The 17223-nt window shown below is 44.0% G+C and carries 13 protein-coding genes; 3 read left to right on the plus strand and 10 right to left on the minus strand.

Annotated features, from left to right (window positions below; all coding sequences use genetic code 11):
• Window positions 1–72: 72 nt before the first annotated feature.
• From EO130_RS12355 to uvrA, 3 genes are read right to left on the minus strand one after another with little or no spacing between them, the layout of a single operon-like run.
• Window positions 73–2904 carry a gluzincin family metallopeptidase gene (locus EO130_RS12355; protein WP_241244350.1) on the minus strand — a complete coding sequence of 944 codons (2832 nt, stop codon included), beginning with the start codon at window positions 2902–2904 and terminating at the stop codon, window positions 73–75.
• Between the two features lie 15 nt (window positions 2905–2919).
• Window positions 2920–3606, minus strand: a complete 687-nt coding sequence (locus EO130_RS12360; protein WP_127141813.1) for an LOG family protein — start codon at window positions 3604–3606, stop codon at window positions 2920–2922.
• A 20-nt stretch (window positions 3607–3626) separates the two neighbouring features.
• Window positions 3627–6488: an excinuclease ABC subunit UvrA gene (gene uvrA, locus EO130_RS12365; protein WP_127141814.1), complete on the minus strand. Its 2862-nt coding sequence runs from the start codon at window positions 6486–6488 to the stop codon at window positions 3627–3629.
• A 110-nt stretch (window positions 6489–6598) separates the two neighbouring features.
• Between uvrA and EO130_RS12370 the strand changes: the two genes are divergently transcribed.
• A complete protein-coding gene (locus EO130_RS12370) occupies window positions 6599–7549 on the plus strand; it encodes a nucleoside hydrolase (protein WP_127141815.1) in 951 nt (316 codons plus the stop codon).
• Here the strand turns inward: EO130_RS12370 and EO130_RS12375 are convergent.
• The gene (locus EO130_RS12375; RefSeq protein WP_127141816.1) at window positions 7538–9286 is read right to left on the minus strand and encodes an APC family permease; all 1749 of its coding nucleotides are present in this window, start codon (window positions 9284–9286) and stop codon (window positions 7538–7540) included. The genes EO130_RS12370 and EO130_RS12375 overlap by 12 nt on opposite strands.
• Before the next feature lie 83 nt (window positions 9287–9369).
• Between EO130_RS12375 and EO130_RS12380 the strand changes: the two genes are divergently transcribed.
• Window positions 9370–9897: a hypothetical protein gene (locus EO130_RS12380; protein WP_127141817.1), complete on the plus strand. Its 528-nt coding sequence runs from the start codon at window positions 9370–9372 to the stop codon at window positions 9895–9897.
• Here EO130_RS12380 and EO130_RS12385 read toward each other — a convergent pair whose 3' ends face one another.
• Window positions 9898–10674, minus strand: a complete 777-nt coding sequence (locus EO130_RS12385; protein ID WP_127141818.1) for a TIGR03915 family putative DNA repair protein — start codon at window positions 10672–10674, stop codon at window positions 9898–9900.
• A 74-nt stretch (window positions 10675–10748) separates the two neighbouring features.
• Window positions 10749–12011 carry a putative DNA modification/repair radical SAM protein gene (locus tag EO130_RS12390; protein WP_127141819.1) on the minus strand — a complete coding sequence of 421 codons (1263 nt, stop codon included), beginning with the start codon at window positions 12009–12011 and terminating at the stop codon, window positions 10749–10751.
• A gap of 183 nt (window positions 12012–12194) precedes the next feature.
• On the opposite strand from EO130_RS12390, the gene EO130_RS12395 reads away from it, so the two are divergent.
• Window positions 12195–12947 (plus strand): XRE family transcriptional regulator, encoded by a 753-nt coding sequence (locus EO130_RS12395; protein WP_127142087.1) that lies wholly within the window; start codon window positions 12195–12197, stop codon window positions 12945–12947.
• A 3-nt stretch (window positions 12948–12950) separates the two neighbouring features.
• Here the strand turns inward: EO130_RS12395 and EO130_RS12400 are convergent, their stop codons facing one another.
• The 4 genes from EO130_RS12400 to EO130_RS12415 are packed head-to-tail and all read right to left on the minus strand — an operon-like array spanning window position 12951 to window position 17193.
• Window positions 12951–13946 (minus strand): SMP-30/gluconolactonase/LRE family protein, encoded by a 996-nt coding sequence (locus tag EO130_RS12400; protein WP_127141820.1) that lies wholly within the window; start codon window positions 13944–13946, stop codon window positions 12951–12953.
• 45 nt (window positions 13947–13991) lie between these two features.
• On the minus strand, window positions 13992–14918 hold the full coding sequence (locus EO130_RS12405; protein ID WP_127141821.1) for an ATP-grasp domain-containing protein: 927 nt from the start codon (window positions 14916–14918) through the stop codon (window positions 13992–13994).
• Window positions 14919–14929: 11 nt separating this feature from the next.
• Window positions 14930–16612 carry a gamma-glutamyltransferase gene (gene ggt, locus EO130_RS12410; protein WP_127141822.1) on the minus strand — a complete coding sequence of 561 codons (1683 nt, stop codon included), beginning with the start codon at window positions 16610–16612 and terminating at the stop codon, window positions 14930–14932.
• A complete protein-coding gene (locus EO130_RS12415; protein WP_127141823.1) occupies window positions 16600–17193 on the minus strand; it encodes an acyl carrier protein phosphodiesterase in 594 nt (197 codons plus the stop codon). Before EO130_RS12415 ends, ggt begins: the two co-directional genes overlap by 13 nt.
• Window positions 17194–17223 lie beyond the last annotated feature (30 nt).

Consider the following 17223-nt stretch of genomic DNA (forward strand, 5'->3'; position numbering starts at 1 on the left):
TAATTTATCACAATAAATGATGATATTTCAAAAAATCACACAAAATAAGCTATTGGATTATCAAATTGATAATCAAAACCACTTTCGGGTAAACAGACCGGTAAGCGTTCTAGGACTTAAGGTAACAATAAATCGGATACGTTGACCATAGTCATTTTGTGCAATTTCCCAACCTCTGTTGGAATACACGGGAAAGTAAAGTTCAAAGTAATCTGTCACCAAGTTGAGGCGGATACCGGAGTCGTACACAAAACGGGTATTCTCTCCTTTGTTTTTGATGAAACCAAGATCGCCATACGCCTCTATCCACCTCCAAATGTTCGCGCTTGCATTGGTGGTGGCTATCCAATCGTTCGCAAATGGATTCTCTAGCTTTGATTTGAATCCCCCTTCGGCAATGATGACTTGTTGGCTGTAAATACCGGAATCTTCCGATCGTCCCAAATAGGCAAGATCGAACATGTAATCTGTCGGACGGTCCAGCGCAAAGCTGAAAAAATTGGAATTGGTGGTGTTGCGCAAAAACTTACCAGCATAAAAACGAAGGTTCAATTGCCTGTTGCTCTGGAACAGTTTCCGATACTCCCACTCAAAGGCAAGTTTACTGAATTCGCTAGAGTGCTGGGCATCAATGGACCACGAAGAGTAGTTGATTATGCTGTTGTCCACATCGGTAAATCGGGCGTTCAGGACCCCATAATCCGGGTCGGTCTCCAATTCACCCTGCAAACTTTCGTCAATACTCCTAAAAACGTTTCGGTAACGCAATAACAAATATTGCCTTCGGTTGGATAGCAAATCGTTGGGTCGCCAACCAAAGGTGACGGCCGGTGTCACCGTAGAAAACCTTGAATTTTGTTCGAAGTGCGATGTGGAGGCCGAAAACGAATAATTGGTTACAAATAACCCTGTTTTGTTATGATACTTTCGATACCGGAATCCTACTTTGCCCACCATGGTGCGCTCCAAAAAGGAGTAGGTGGGGGCAATGTCATATTCAAACGGGCGCTCCAAGAACGTTTTGTTGTACAGGCGCAACCCTGGGGTTACACCATCATAGAGGTTAAAGTTCATGATGGGCACGTAAAACACCTGGTTGTAATAAGGGTCCTCGGTGTCCTTAAAAAATTGAAACTTTAGTTTTTTATTACTGGAAAACCAACCATTCAAGGTTTTCCAATTATCTCGCTGGTTGAATTCCGGGATTTTTTGATCGTAGTTCAATACCAGACGATCTTCACTTCCCCGGGGTATTGTAAAACTCTTGGTGGAATCAATATTGCTAAACCAGTATTGGGAGACCACAGAGTCCTTTTCCAGTCCAAAAAGGGATATGGGGACATTGGTGCCCCGTTTGTTCTTGAGCAAAAATGTGATGGAATCCTCAGTTTTTTCCAGACTCTTGATCTTGAAATCGATTTTTTTGTCCGATGCTACATATTCTTCAAAAAACCAGTTGACGTCCTTGTTCGCATACCTTTCAATAGTCTCCCTAAAGTTTGAAGCACTTACCCTTTGTTGCTGTTTGTAATTTTTGTAAAAATCCAAAATGGTGCTATCTATCTTTTTTTCACCCAAATAGGCGGAAAGATAGGACATGCCCAATCCAGCTTTATACCCATTGGCAATCCTTTCGTTGAATTTAATCAGGGAATCGTTGGAGGTGGTCAAGGCCTGGTCGATGTTCTTACGGGCCGAGAGCATGCTGAAAAGTGCATATTGCTCATTGAAATCCATTTTTGCCAAGTGAAAGCTGCGTACGCCCCAAATTTTGGAAAGTTTTCCTATCAGTTTTTGGTCTGGATAGAACGCTTCCACATACTTGATCATCAAGTAGTACCCTATGGCATCGTTCACCCAGCGTTCCTTTCTAGGATTCAAATAAAGTGATTCTTTCAAGTAGCTTCGTATAGCCGTTTTGAGAAACTTCATCTCGAACTGGAACTGTTCTTCGTAGGGTCTTATAAATGATGGCAACTGATTGATGCCGTAGAGCGGCGAGCGGTTATAGTCAAATTCCGAAACCAATAGGTGCCCGTGTGGAAAAGAACCCAAATTTTCCTGAAGGAACTGGGCAATCTTTAAAATGGAGATACCCTGTGAAATCTCCTCGTATTTGTTCGATTCGATATCGGTAGAGATAGTAACATAATCCGTTACGTGTTTGGTGAACCGGTCATCCCTGTTTAGAATGATTTCACAATTCTTTCTATTGTCTCCGATTAACTGTGTATGTTGCCCTCCAGGAAAAGTGGACACGCTGGATTTTCTATAATTGGACACCAAAAACAGGTTTTCCGGAAAGGTGAAATTGATTCGGGTATTGGCAACATCGGTATAAATATCGTTAAGGTTGATATTGTTGTACAAATGCCATTCCCCATCAAAAACAGCTGGGGTAAAATACCAGTCCTTTAAATGAAAACCTCCATCATCTCGATGCCCATATCCAGTAAATTTAGCACTTGGAAGCTTGATGGTATAGGTAAAAAATAGCTGTATGGATTCACCGGGCTTAAGGACCTCGTTCAAGTTTACCGTGATGATATCCGCATTGCCCTCCCTTTTCCAATCCAGTCCAGCATAATTGTTGTCCACAATGGTCTTAATGGTGGTATAGCCTCTTTCCCTGTCTTTTGCCAAGTGCAGGCTTCTATTGAACTCTTCCCCAAAACGTTTGGCAAGGGCGGTGTTCTTGTTGGAATAAGCATGATTCCAGTCATTGAAATACAGGGTGGAAAGCCCCTTGTCCGATTGGTTGTGATAGGTGAAGTGTTGCCGAATGCGTATTTGGTCTGTTGGCCCGTCCAAAGTGGCCACAATCTCATTGGTGTGCTGACCCCAAAGTTGGGGGCACGCTATTGAAATCAGAAATAGGATTCGGAAAAACGTTTTAAAATTCACCAATACGAAACCAGATTAAAAGTTGGGACTCAAGGTTCGGCCTTTGTAAAAGGCATCAATGATTTCGATTACTTCATCCTCGGTATCCACCAATTTGATCAAGTCCAAATCTTTAGGGCTGATATTGCCCTCTTTTACCAATGTACTTTTGATCCAATCCATCAACCCCTTCCAAAATTCGGTTCCGACCAAAATAATGGGGAAGGTATGTATTTTGTGCGTTTGGATAAGGGTGAGAGCCTCAAAGAACTCATCCAATGTTCCGAAACCTCCCGGCATTACCACAAAACCTTGCGAATATTTCACAAACATCACCTTGCGGACAAAAAAGTAATCAAAATCCAGACTTTTATCACTATCGATGTATGGATTGTCATGTTGCTCAAAAGGTAGGTCTATGTTCAGTCCAACCGAGGTGCCACCCGCTAAATTGGCTCCCTTGTTCCCTGCTTCCATAATTCCAGGACCACCACCCGTAATGACCCCGTAGCCCGCCTCGGCAATACGCTTTGCGATTTTTACGGCCAAATCATAATAGGGGTGCCCTTCACGAACCCTGGCAGATCCAAAAATGGATACACAGGGGCCAATTACGCTCATTTTTTCAAATCCATTGACAAACTCGCCCATAATCTTGAATATGGCCCATGAATCGTTTGTCTTTATCTCATTCCATCCCTTGGAATGTTGTTCCTTTCGCATTTGCATAGTAATTCTATTGTTTAGACTGCGCTTTTTATTTTCTGTTTGGTGCTCTCCAATTCTTTCTTCAAAAACCGAGCCGTGTAACTTGTCTTGTCCTTGGCCACCTCTTCGGGCGTACCGGTTGCGACCACTTCGCCACCACCTTTTCCACCTTCATAACCAATATCGATAATATGGTCCATCATCTTTATAACGTCCATGTTATGTTCTATCACCAGAATGGTGTTGCCTTTGTCCACCAATCGGTCGAGCACTTCCATAAGTACCCTAATGTCTTCAAAGTGCAAGCCGGTAGTAGGTTCGTCGAGGATGTAAAACGTGTTACCGGTATCCCGTTTGGAAAGCTCCGTGGCCAATTTGACCCGTTGCGCTTCACCTCCGGAAAGGGTTGTAGACTGTTGCCCCAATGATATATAACCCAAACCTACATCTTTTATTGTTTTGAGTTTGCGATGAATTTTGGGTATGTTCTCAAAAAAATCCACCGCTTCGTTGATGGTCATTTCCAGGACATCGGCTATGGACTTCCCTTTGTAGCGTATTTCCAAGGTTTCCCGGTTGAATCTTTTACCATTGCAGGTCTCGCATTCCACATATACATCGGGCAAAAAGTTCATTTCGATGACTTTAAGACCTCCTCCTTGACAGGTTTCGCACCTTCCACCAGCCACATTAAAACTAAAACGTCCAGGTTTGTAGCCTCTGATAGTTGCTTCGGTGGTCTTGGCAAATAGGGAGCGTATTTCACTGAAAACGCCTGTGTATGTCGCAGGGTTGGACCTTGGGGTTCGCCCAATAGGGGATTGATTGATATCGATTACCTTATCGATATGTTCCAACCCGGTAATTTTTTTATAAGGCATCGGTTTTTTGACGCCGTTAAAATAATGGGCATTCATGATAGGGTAGAGGGTTTCGTTGACCAAAGTAGACTTTCCACTTCCCGAAACGCCCGTGACCCCGATTAGTTTTCCCAAAGGGAAATCTACGGTCACATTCTTAAGATTGTTCCCCGTACATCCGGAGAGGGTAATTTTCTTTCCTGTTCCTTTCCGTCTTTTTTCCGGAACTGGAATCTCCAATTCCCCTGTGATATATTGTGCAGTAAGGGTATGCTGGTCAATCAATTCCTTAGGATTCCCTTGTGATATGATTTCACCGCCATGCTTTCCCGCTTTGGGGCCAATATCGATGACGTGATCGGCACTTTCGATCATGTCACGGTCGTGTTCCACTACGATAACGGAGTTTCCAATGTCCCGTAGCGATTCCAGCGAACGAATCAACCGTTCGTTGTCCCGTTGATGCAGACCAATGCTCGGCTCGTCCAAAATATAGAGCACCCCGACCAATTGGGAACCAATTTGAGTAGCTAACCGAATGCGCTGCGCTTCACCGCCCGAAAGGGATTTTGAACTGCGGTTGAGGGACAAGTAATCCAACCCAACATCCAATAAAAAGCCTACTCGTGCCTTGATTTCCTTAATGATTTCTTCCGCAATTATTTTTTGGTTGCCCTCCAAGGTATCTTCCAAATGCTGGAAGAAACTAGCTAGTTCGGCAATGTCCATCTGTGCCAACTCGGCGATGTTCTTGCCATCAACTTTAAAGTAAAGCGACTCCTTGCGTAGACGGGAACCTTCACATGATGGGCACTTAACTTTGTCCATGTAGTCTTTGGCCAATCGTTTTATGGAAGAGGAGTTGGCCTCTTCATACTGGGTTTTGATAAAATTCGAGATTCCTTCGTAATCGATTTTGTACTGCCGTTTGACGCCCAAACTTTTGGAGTCGACCTCAAAACTTTCCTTGCCGCCGTTCAGAATAACATCCATGGCTTCTTGCGGAATCTTTTCAATGGCATCCGATAGATCAAAATTGTAGCGTTGGGCTATGGTTTCCAACTGCTTAAAGGCCCAAGACTTTTTATATTCCCCGAGCGGAGCAAGTCCGCCAGATTTGATGGAAACTTTTTTGTTCGGGATAATTTTGCTCTCATTTACCTGATACACATGGCCCAATCCGCTGCATTCGGGGCACATTCCCTTGGGCGAATTGAACGAAAACGTGTTGGGCTCTGGTGTAGGGTAAGAGATGCCCGAGGAAGGACACATTAAATCCCTACTGAAATATCTGGGCACCTTTTCTCCCTCTTCCAGCACCATAAGCACATTATCGCCACTATACATTGCGGTGTTGATGGTTTCACTCAATCGCTTGTGAAAATCCTCACTGTCGCCGACTTTCAATCGGTCGATGACAATCTCGATATCGTGAGTTTTATAACGGTCGACCTTCATGCCCTTGGTGATGTCGACTATTTCGCCATCGACCCTTACCTTAACGAACCCTTGCTTTGCAATCTGTTCAAAAAGTTCTCGGTAATGTCCTTTTCTGGATTTGATGACTGGAGCAAGCACATTGATTTTTTTGTCCTTATAGGTTTCAATGATCAGATCCTTGATTTGCTCATCGCTGTAGCTTACCATTTTTTCGCCCGTATTGTAACTGTAGGCATCCCCGGCACGCGCAAAGAGCAGCCTTAGGAAATCATATACTTCGGTGATGGTGCCGACGGTGGAGCGTGGGGATTTGGAGGTAGTCTTCTGCTCAATGGCAATAACAGGTGATAGCCCATCGATTTTATCCACATCCGGACGCTCCAATCCACCCAAGAACTGGCGGGCGTAAGCTGAAAAGGTTTCAATATATCTGCGTTGTCCCTCCGCATAAATGGTATCGAAGGCAAGCGAAGACTTACCGCTTCCCGAAAGCCCCGTAATCACAACCAATTTTTCGCGTGGAATGGTGACATCTATATTTTTGAGATTATGGACCCGAGCGCCCTTTACCTCAATATGTTCTTCGTAATTGATCATAAATCATAGCAAACCTCAAATGTAGCGATTTGAGATCTAAAAAGGAAGCCAAAGCCCGTTACCATTTTGATAAAATAAGCAGTAAGTTTAGGGATTAAATTTCCAAAAAAATGAATTCTAAACTTTTGTTGCACCGCATTTTCACCCTTATGTTAATTTTTGGTGGTTTCGCCTTTGGTTTAGGACAAACCCGACAAGTGATCGTGGATGCCGATACCGGCAACGAGGTAGACGATTTTTACGCGCTTGTACGTGTTTTGGTGGATACCACGGTACACATTACCGCTTTGAATGCGGCACATTGGCAAACCAGTCATTGGGCCGAGGATAGGACCATGGAAAATAGCCACCGTCTCAACCAGCAGCTCTTGGGAGAAATGGATCTACAGATTAGGACTTTGCGTGGAGCGCCGGCCCGTATGTACGATTGGGGCGACAGGGCACAACATTCGGCCGCAGCCTATGAAATTATAGCCCAAGCGGAGCAAAAGGACAGGATAACTATTTTGGTATTGGGCGGATTGACCAATGTAGCCTCCGCCGTGTTCATTAGACCAGAAATTGCTGAAAAACTTGAGGTCTATTGGTTAGGAACAACCATGGATTTTGAAACGGGAACTCTAAAACGAAACGATTTCAACGCACTGATGGACCCTTTTGCGTTGGATTATCTGCTAGATTCCAATGTTACCATGAATATTATGCCTATTAATGTAGCTGTGGCTATGGAAATTGGTTATAAAGAGCTCTCGGATGCCATTGGAAATGGTTCGTTGGGCCGTTTTTTGCTGAAGCGATGGGACGACCATTTGGATGGTGCTCGCCAGAGCAGGGTGCTTTGGGACTTGGCGTTAACGGCTGCTTTCCTAAGGCCAGAATTGGGTAAAACTACTGTTGTGAGAACATCCCACGACAGCGGGAATAGGGAAATTAATTTTTACACAAGCGTAAACGCTGAGGCGATTTATCAAGATTTTTACAAGGTATTGGCAGATTTTGAAAGCCGACCAAAGGATGATAAAAAACATTCAACTGAAAGTCCGGTCAAATCAAATAATTAATCTGACGCCGCCAAGATCTTGTAATGGATAGGGGAATTTGTCCCCGGGACTCCCAATAAACATAAAATTTATAGGGATATTCCAACGGTTGGAGAGTTCCTTTATTAATTCGGGAGTAAACTCCCCATTCAGCTGGATGTATTCGATTTTAATTTCAGGATATTCCCTGTCCAATACATTTAAATCAGAAACAAAACTGTCTGCGGCCTTCTCTCCTTCTGGAAAAACAGAGACAATCTTCAATTTACGGGTGTGCTCGTTATTTCGGATGTATAGCAAAACTTTGTTCAAGGCAGAAACATCATCCTTCTTCGTGAAGTACACGAACTCCTGATCGTTGATACGGTCTATTACTCGATTGATACTATGATAAGATTTTACCATAAAGCGATTGATGGGATCCAAAAAATATCGAATAAGGCGCAAAAGAAGTTTTAGTAAAGCGGTTCGGTTCAGCATCACCAAGACTAAGGCTATGGTAGGAATAAAATATTCCATGAAAACCGCCAGGTAATCTGGGTTCAGTATAATGTTCCCTACCAGTGCAGTAATAACGGCCAGTATGGCAATCAACAACGAAAGCCATCCAGAACGTTCTGGGCGTGGCAGGTTCTTACGCCTTACTTTCAATAAAATATTCCCAATTCCAAAAAGGGCCATTACAGATAAAAAAGCTATGGTGTACACTCCAGCCAAGGCTTCCAGATTTCCTTCGGTAATCAACAATATGGAAACACAGAGCATAAAAAATACGATAGCAATACGATAGGTACTGCCGTTGCTGTTCCGCTTCAACAAAAAAGGAGGAAGGATTCTATCCAAAGTGATGCGTTCCACTAAACCGGAGACTCCGACGAAAGAAGTGAGCACCGCACCGCTCAGAACCAATACTGCATCCAGTGATACCAAAAACGAGAGCCAACCTCCACTAACTTGGTTTCCCATAATGGATAATAACGCCTCGCTATTGGACTCTATTTCAGAAATGGGCAAAACGGCCAGAGCTAAAAACGCAATCAATGGATTGAAAATGGTAACCACGACCCACATATTGCGCAAAGTTTTTGGAAAGACCCCTTTTTTTTGTTCTTCCACAAAGTTGGCAGAGCTTTCGAAACCACTAATACCGAGCATGGCTGCAGAAAAACCAAAAAACAGAGCCATGGGCAACGCCCCGTGCTTTATGGGTTGGGCGTTATTATCGCTAAAGACCTCCCAGCCATGTTCAAAAAGATATATTCCAGCAAAAGAAGACAGCAGTACCAGTGAAGAAAGATGAAAGATAAAAATAGCAATCGCGACTTTTGAAGATTCACCAATACCAATAATGACCAAGCCCATAAAAATGGCCAAAAGACCAATTGTTGCCAAAATAACGGGTAATTGCGGGACAATATTTCTGAGATAGGCCATGGCTTCATTGGCCGAAATGACAGCTGTGGCCATGTAAGACAATAAGGTCAGGGAGGCAGCCAAAGATGCCATTCCCTTGCTGGTCGTGTTCAGTAATGCGTTGTAGGCACCGCCATTCATCGGTAGTGCTCCTACGACTTCACCATAAATTTTTCGGAACAAAAAAAGAACGACACCAACAATCAATAAAGAAATCCAAGCATATTGACCCGCATGCAAAACCGCCAAAGCGGATACGTACAGGCATGATGAACTGATATCGTTACCACTGATGGAAGTTGAGGCCAACTCCCCGAGCTTTGCCCTTATTTTTTGTGGTTCCATGAAAGTTGGTTTATAAAACCATCTTCGAAGTTAGGGCAAACAATCAAAAATTCTAAATTTGAACGTACAAAATAATGGCAATTATGAAAATTTTAGGCATTGGCTCAAGAATCGAGCATCCCGAATATGGTAAAGGTGTAGTGACCAACGTTTCATCCAAACATTATTGGGTTACTTTTATGGAAAATGGATTGGAAACCATCGATTTGGATGTAGATATTGAAGTGATTGAAGGTGTGGAAGACGAAGTGGACAGCGTCAGTTTTTTTGATGTGGAGCGCTCCTTGGTCAAGATTTTGGAAAAATGGAGTGATACCCACGAAAAAGTACCGATGGCGGATAAATGGAAAGGAGGCAATCTTATTTTGGAGCCGGGGGACGGCACGGCAAATAAGGAAATGCCCATTGACACTTTTTTTCATAAGATTGTAATGGTGCGCGATCGCATCCGGGTGATGGAGCAGAAAATCAATAGTAGCAAAAACTTGGACGACCAAGAAAAAGTGGACCTACAACAGTATATAACTCGTATTTATGGCAGTTTGACCAGTTTTAATGTGCTCTTCAAGGCCAAAAGCGACCATTTTGTGGGGGAGAAGGGGAAGGGCTGATTAAACTGCCTCTTTCTTCTCACTTAAATACTTCCAATACCGCTTGGGCACATGTTGCACATGCAATTTAGGATTGATGCGTGACGCAATATTGGTACTTCTAAAATAATCGTTCCAAAGGGTCTGGTATTCGTATTCCACATTGGCAAAGGCATCGCTTTTAACCGTTCTGTTGTGATGGATGTCCTTTAGGTTTAAGGATACCATTTCCACATGGTCTAGGTCATAATAGATACCGTATTTGCGCTTCACATCATAAATCAACCATTTTTGGTCTGCATAGCGGTTTCGAAAATGCTTGGAGATGAGCGGCAATACATCAAAGTCCGGTTCAATATTGGCAAAATAGATACCGTCCTTGGTCAACTGAAACCGAACAAAGGCTTCCATACGGTGTTTTTCACGCCCTACTTTTTTGGCCAATTGGGCAATGTGCAACACCGTGGAATCAGAGTAATCCAAGTACTTTCCGTTTTTGTCGCGCATTAATTTTTGAATGTAATTGTACAACATAAGCTCTATCCCTTCGGTTTCGCTCAAAAAGGCAAAATACACATGGGAAATGGCATTGTGACTCTTGTTTCGGATACCGTTCCAGACGCGTTTCGCCTTTTCCACATGGGTAAAGACCGTCTCGGTCTCCGAAAACAGCCCGCTTTGGGTTTGATTATTCTTTTGAATATCGGCCACATTGATTTTTTCATCAAAGGCGACAAAGACGGCGGTCAAAAATCCGTTAAAACTGCCATCATAGACTAAGGTTGTTGAAGCATTCATAACACATACTTTTTTGTTTTTTGATGTCATTTTGAACTTGCTTTCCAAATGACCTATTTGTCAATTGCCCATTTTTAGTTGAACAAAGACAATTGTGTACTGTATTGGTCTCGAAATTTCCCGGTGGAATTTTGCAGAATCATACCTTTTATCTTATCCGCATCCAAATCACGGCGTTCCCAGTAGCGGGAGTCGCACACCATAAAATATTGGGCACGGTTGAGGGCCACTCCCATTTTTTTGAGATGGTCCCAGTTCAGTTTTCGGAACTTTCTAGCTTTTATAATTTTGTCTACGGACCGCAATCCAATTCCCGGAATCCGTGCAAGCAATCGTTTGTCTGCCGTATTCACATCCACAGGAAAGTGGTGCAGGTTGCGCAAGGCCCATGAAAGCTTTGGGTCCACGTCCATATCCAGATTAGGATGCTGCTTGTTCAGTAATTCCTTTACCGAAAAACCATAAAACCGCAATAGCCAATCGGTTTGGTACAACCGGTTCTCACGTAACATGGGCACTTGGGTCCCAATGGCAGGCAAACGCGAATCGTGGGTTACGGGCACATAACCTGAATAATAGACCCGTTTCATATGGTACATTTTATAATAGTAGGTGGCTGAATACATGATGTCCTTATCGGATTCACCAGAGGCGCCAACAATCATTTGGGTGCTTTGTCCAGCAGGGGCATACTTTGGTGTGCTTTTTATGATTTTACGTTCCGAAGTGTATCGAACGATTTCATTTTTCACCTTTTCCATGGGTTTGGTAAAATCCTCGTGTTTTTTGTCCGGCGCCAGCAATTTAAGCCCCGATACGGTGGGCACCTCAATATTCACCGAAAGTCTATCCGCGTATAACCCCGCTTCGTACATCAACTCGTCACTTGCCCCAGGGATGGACTTTAAATGAATGTAACCGTTGAAATTCTCTTCTTCGCGGAGCTTTTTGGCCACCGCAATCAGGCGTTCCATGGTATGATCGGGACTTTTAAATATCCCGGAACTCAAAAAGAGCCCTTCGATATAGTTTCTTCTATAAAAATTGATAGTTAGGTCAACTACCTCCTGTACCTTGAAGGCTGCCCTTGGAACATCATTGCTTTTCCGTGTTACACAATAGGCACAATCAAAAATGCAATGGTTGGTGAGCAGAATCTTTAAAAGCGACACGCAACGCCCATCCGCAGTATAGCTGTGGCAAATTCCCATTTTGGAAGCATTACCCAACCCCTTGTTTGCGTTGGTCCTATTACTTCCACTACTGGCACAGGACACATCGTATTTAGCAGCGTCTGCCAAAATGTTCAGTTTTTCGCGTATTCGGTCGAAATTCATAACTTGGAAATATTCCAATCAAAAATATGGAAAAAATCCAAATATTGGAAATAATCCATAAAAAGTTTTGGAAATAATCCAAATACCCTATATTTGAGAATAGATTGTCTTTATCATTGCTTTCGAGATTAAAATACTGCATAATGTCTCGACTGCGCTCGACAGGACATTATTGACTAGATGATGGAAAATGAAATAACCCTAAAACGATTTACTGATATCCGAAGGGAACTCGGATACACCCAAACGGAGTTCGCCCAATTGTTGGGCGTGAAAAATACAACTGCCGATATCGAGCGGGGGAGGACCAAGTTATCGGGCAAGGTGGTTACTGAGCTTTTGAAGCAGTTCAAAATCAACCCATTGTGGTTATTTGGTGAAAGCGACCAAAAGCATTTGGACACTTCAAAAACCAGTGTCATTCCCAAGGTCGTCACCGTGGATAATTCCGATAACGACAACATGGTGATGGTGAATGCCAAGGCTGCAGCAGGGTATCCTCAGAATATTTCCGATACAAGCTGGTACCGACAGTTACCTGCCTTTGATATGCCCATTCCCGAATTTCGCAATGCGACCTATCGGGGTTTTCAGGTGGAAGGTGATAGTATGCTCCCCAATTTGAGGCCCAATGATTGGGTTTTGGCACGGGCCATTGAGCACATCGACCATGTGAGTCCCAATAAAATGTACGTGGTAGTGCTTCAAGATTCCGTGATGGTGAAGAAAATTGAGCGAAAGCCAAATTCAAATAATATTACCTTGGTTTCCCTGAACGAGACCTATCCGCCTTACGAAATCAAACCGTTCCAAATCCAAGAAATTTGGGAGGTAAGCAGCAAGTTGACCTTTAATGTGGATGCCACAACGGAAACGGGCTTGTTGAAACAGCTACAACAATCCATGGAAGAGCTGAAAAAACAGATTGCCAAATAGCCTTTAGAATCCTAAGCCTGTTGTTTTTGTTTGAATTCTCATCAAGTAAGAATGGGCGGTCATGTAGAGGGTCGAACCATCGTCGCCCCAAGCACAGTTGGCCGTACGCTGTCCTGTGGCGATACGCCCCAAAAGTTGTCCACCTGGAGTTAAAACCAATACCCCTCCAGGACCAGTGGAAAAAATAGTCCCATCTATGGCCACCTTTAACCCATCCAAGGAACCCATCAACCCTTCTTCCAATAATGACGATGCATCAAAAAAGATACGCCCTTTGGCCAGTGAACCATCTGGTTGAACGGGGTAGGCCATAATATATGGTGCATTACTGTCGGATTGATTGACATACAGGATTTTTTCGTCAGGCGAGAGGGCAACCCCATTGGGACGGGAAAGCGAATCGATGACCATATTCACTTGACCGTTTTGGTCGATTTTATACACCCCAAAGGCATCAATTTCACGGGTATTTGAATTTTGTTGCTCGGGAAGCCCGTAAGGAGGGTCGGTAAAATAATAGGTGCCATTGGAGGTTTGTACAATATCGTTGGGGCTGTTGAACCGTTTGCCCTCCCAATGGTCTGCAATGGTAATCTTCCCTCCATTTGACAAGGGCATTCGTGAAACTCTACGGTCGCCATGTTCGCAGGCTACCAGCTCGCCTTTATTGTTTATGATGAGTCCGTTGCTACCGGGTTCGTTACTGTAGGGCAGAATTCCGGTATATCCTGAAGGTTTTAAAAATTCAGAAATCCCTTCATTCTCCTTCCACTTGAAAATGGTGTTCTGCGGAACATCCGAAAACAGCAAAAAATCACCTTCTTTGACCCAAACGGGGCCTTCGGACCAAATAAACCCGTCGGCGAGCACCTCTATTGTTGCATTTTTATCCAAGTAATCATAAAAAGCGTGGTCTAGGGCCACCAGTTCACCTGTCGTTTGCTTTTGGGCCATACCAGTAAAGGCCATAACTATGAATAAGTATCTTATTTCTTTCATTTTGAGATAGGGTATCAACGCATGTGGGCTAGTGGGGTTTCTGACTTAAACTTCTTGGGTCAAACAGCTATTTTTTATCGCTTTCGCCAATAGGTCTGCAGCTTCAGGTTTTAAACGAAACCATAGTTCGGGTTCAAAAATTTCCAGCTCGGCCAAGGCCAAATTCCCCTCATTGTCCTTAAAAGTATCCACTCGCGCATACATGGGTAATTGTGGGGCCGCATGTACTACAGTTTGCGCAAATGCAATCTGCTCATCGGTTGGGTGGTAGTCATGCACGGTTCCCCCATAATCATCCTGGACCCTAAAATCCCCGGCTTTGGCAATTTTTAATACGGCATGGGTGAAGGCTCCGTGGAATAGCATCATGGAGATTTCCCCTTCAGAAACAATGTGGTGCTGAAATTCCTGCAGCATTAGAGCCTCTTCAGCTATCAGTTCCTGAAAAATGGATTCATATTTGCCTATTTCTTCCCTCTCCATTTTATAGGTATGGCGGGCCGCTCCTGATACACAGGGCTTTAGAATAAAAGTATCTGTCGATAATCCACATTCCAGACTTGCTCTGGCAATAGCTTCGGAAAGTGTCATCTTTGAGCCTTTTTCAATGAAAAGCGTTTTGGGGATGGTCACTCCCGCCATGGCTAAATCTTGCAAATAGTGTTTATCAATATTCCAATAGATGAGTTCCTTGGAGTTGATAAACTGTGTTTTTTGCGATGCCGTCTCTAACCATTTTGAAAATTCGGCAAAGCGATCAAAATAGTCCCAAGTGGTGCGAAATAGCGCAAATCGGGTAGTGGACCAGTCAAAATTGGGGTCGTCCCACGCTTTTCGGCTTACGGTCAACCCTTGGTTTCGCAATGCATCCACGACCAGTTGGTCTTCTCGCAATACATTTTCAATATAGGCTGTCTTTTTTGTTGGGGACACATATCTATGGTCCGTCAATACCACAACATCAAATTGCATAAGGCTGAAATTTAGAATCCAACGGCGGTATCGTCTCCACGTTTGTCCGCTCCGCCTTCCAATCTTCCATCGGGAAGCACACGGATGGCATCTACTTTACCTATTATTGGGGTGCGTTCCTCGTTGATGATGTATCCTTTTGACTTTAGTTGTTCCTTGAGTTCATCCGAAAAACCTTCGGGTTCAAAAATCACCATGTCCGGCAGCCATTGGTGGTGGAAACGAGGCGCATTTACGGCCTCTTGCATGCTTAGGTTGAACTCATACACGTTTAAAATCGTTTGTGCGACTGCAGTGATAATCGTAGAACCTCCGGGCGTCCCTACTACCATATATAATTTGCCATCCTTTTCCACAATGGTTGGCGTCATGCTACTGAGCATGCGCTTTTCGGGTTGAATACTGTTCGCTTCTGCACCGATAAGCCCAAACATATTGGGAACACCTGGTTTGGCGCTAAAATCGTCCATTTCGTTATTCAGAAAGAAACCAAGTTCTTCACAATACAGCTTGGAACCATAGCCCCCATTTAAGGTGGATGTGACCGAGACCGCATTACCTTCACTATCCACGATGGAAAAATGGGTGGTCTGCGCGCTCTCTACAATCTCGACCTCGCCACGGCTCACCTCAGAGGACAAGGTAGCCTTGTCAAAAGAGAAATTGGCCATCCGCTCCTGAATGTAGTCATCGTTCAATAGCATATCGTATGGGATATCCACAAAATCGGGGTCGCCCAGATAGTAATTGCGATCGGCGTAGGCTCTTCGTGAGGCCTCGGTAAACAATTGGATGGTCTTTGCGGAGTTATGTCCATAGTCGGCCACCTCGTAAGGTTCCATCATTTTGAATATTTGATTGATGGTGACGCCTCCGCTGCTCGGTGGACTCATGGAGATCACCTTAATGTCCTTGTAGTTAAAAACGATGGGGTCTCGCCAAACGGCTTCGTACTTTTCCAAATCTTCCACGGTAATCAAACCGCCATTTTCTTGGACAAAATTGGCCAGCTTCTCGGCTACTTCTCCTTTGTAAAAACCGTCACGCCCTTCTTCCATGATTTTTTGAAGTGTTTTGGCGTAGGTCGGATATTTGATGGTGTCGCCTGCGGTAAAAGGTCCCGCAAATTTGGTACTATCGCTATTCGCCTTGATGAAATCCTCCCGATATCCGGCTAATCGTTCCGCTTGTTTCTCGGTGACCACAACGCCTTTATTGGCCAATGCGATGATAGGTTCAATGATTTCCTTTAGCGGTAATTTTCCAAATTTTCTATGGACTTCCAACACACCTGCAACGGTTCCCGGTACGCCTACGGCTGTCCCGCCCGAAGTACTTAAGCCGGGGATAACGTTGCCCAAGGAATCCAAATACATATCCTTGTGGGCGGCGAGGGGTGCTTTTTCCCGATAATCGATACCGCCGACTTCGCCATTGCTTTTGCGATAGACCATAAAACCACCTCCGCCAACACTACCGGCGAAAGGGTAGGCTATGACCAAGCTAAGTTCGGTGGCTACCATGGCATCAAAGGCATTTCCTCCTTTTTTCATGATGTCCGAAGCCAATTGGGAAGCTTCTTCACGCGCGGAGACCACCATGGCTTTTTCAGTGACAAGTCCGGTCGGTGTTGCGGGCTGTTGTTTACAGTTGATGAATAGGAGCAGGGGCAAAAAGAGTATCAGTCTTCGCATAGGGCAATAAATTTTTGGTTGGAAAAGGTAATCAATTCTTTAAAAAAGTTGGTGAACTCGTTTTCAAATTCCTCGTAATGTTCCTCCAGGTCCAAAATGGCAAAATTCATTCGGGATTTGTTCTTGGTCCTTCGGTTCATTCCGTTGAGTACGCTTTGGATTCCCGCTAGATTGGCATAGTTGAGTAGCCAGTTATCGGCAATCATGTAGGGCATCATCCGTTTGGTGGCCATAGGCAGGATATCGTAGTTGTCTTCCAGTAAATCATAGAAGTTTTCCACGTAATCGGCCAAGGGAACATTCGAATAATCCGTCCAGTTCTTGGCCAAAAAATGATCGTAATAAATATCGACGATCACACGACTGTAATGGCTGTAGTTTTTATGGAGGCGCTTGCTGCTTTGTCTTGCGATAGGATGTGCATCGGTAAAGGTATCTATCTCCCGATGCAGCAGGATGCCTTTTTGAATTCTATCGGGAAAATGCTTGTACTTGTTCCCACGGATATGGTCCGCAAAAAAATTGCCCAGAGTGATTTCCTTATCATCGAACGATAAATAAATATGCGCTAAGAAGTTCATCAGGGCAAATTGCTTTTCCAACGAAATTTA

The sequence above is a fragment of the Flagellimonas marinaquae genome, assembly GCF_003992675.1.
In the GTDB taxonomy this organism is placed as follows: Bacteria; Bacteroidota; Bacteroidia; order Flavobacteriales; family Flavobacteriaceae; genus Flagellimonas; species Flagellimonas marinaquae.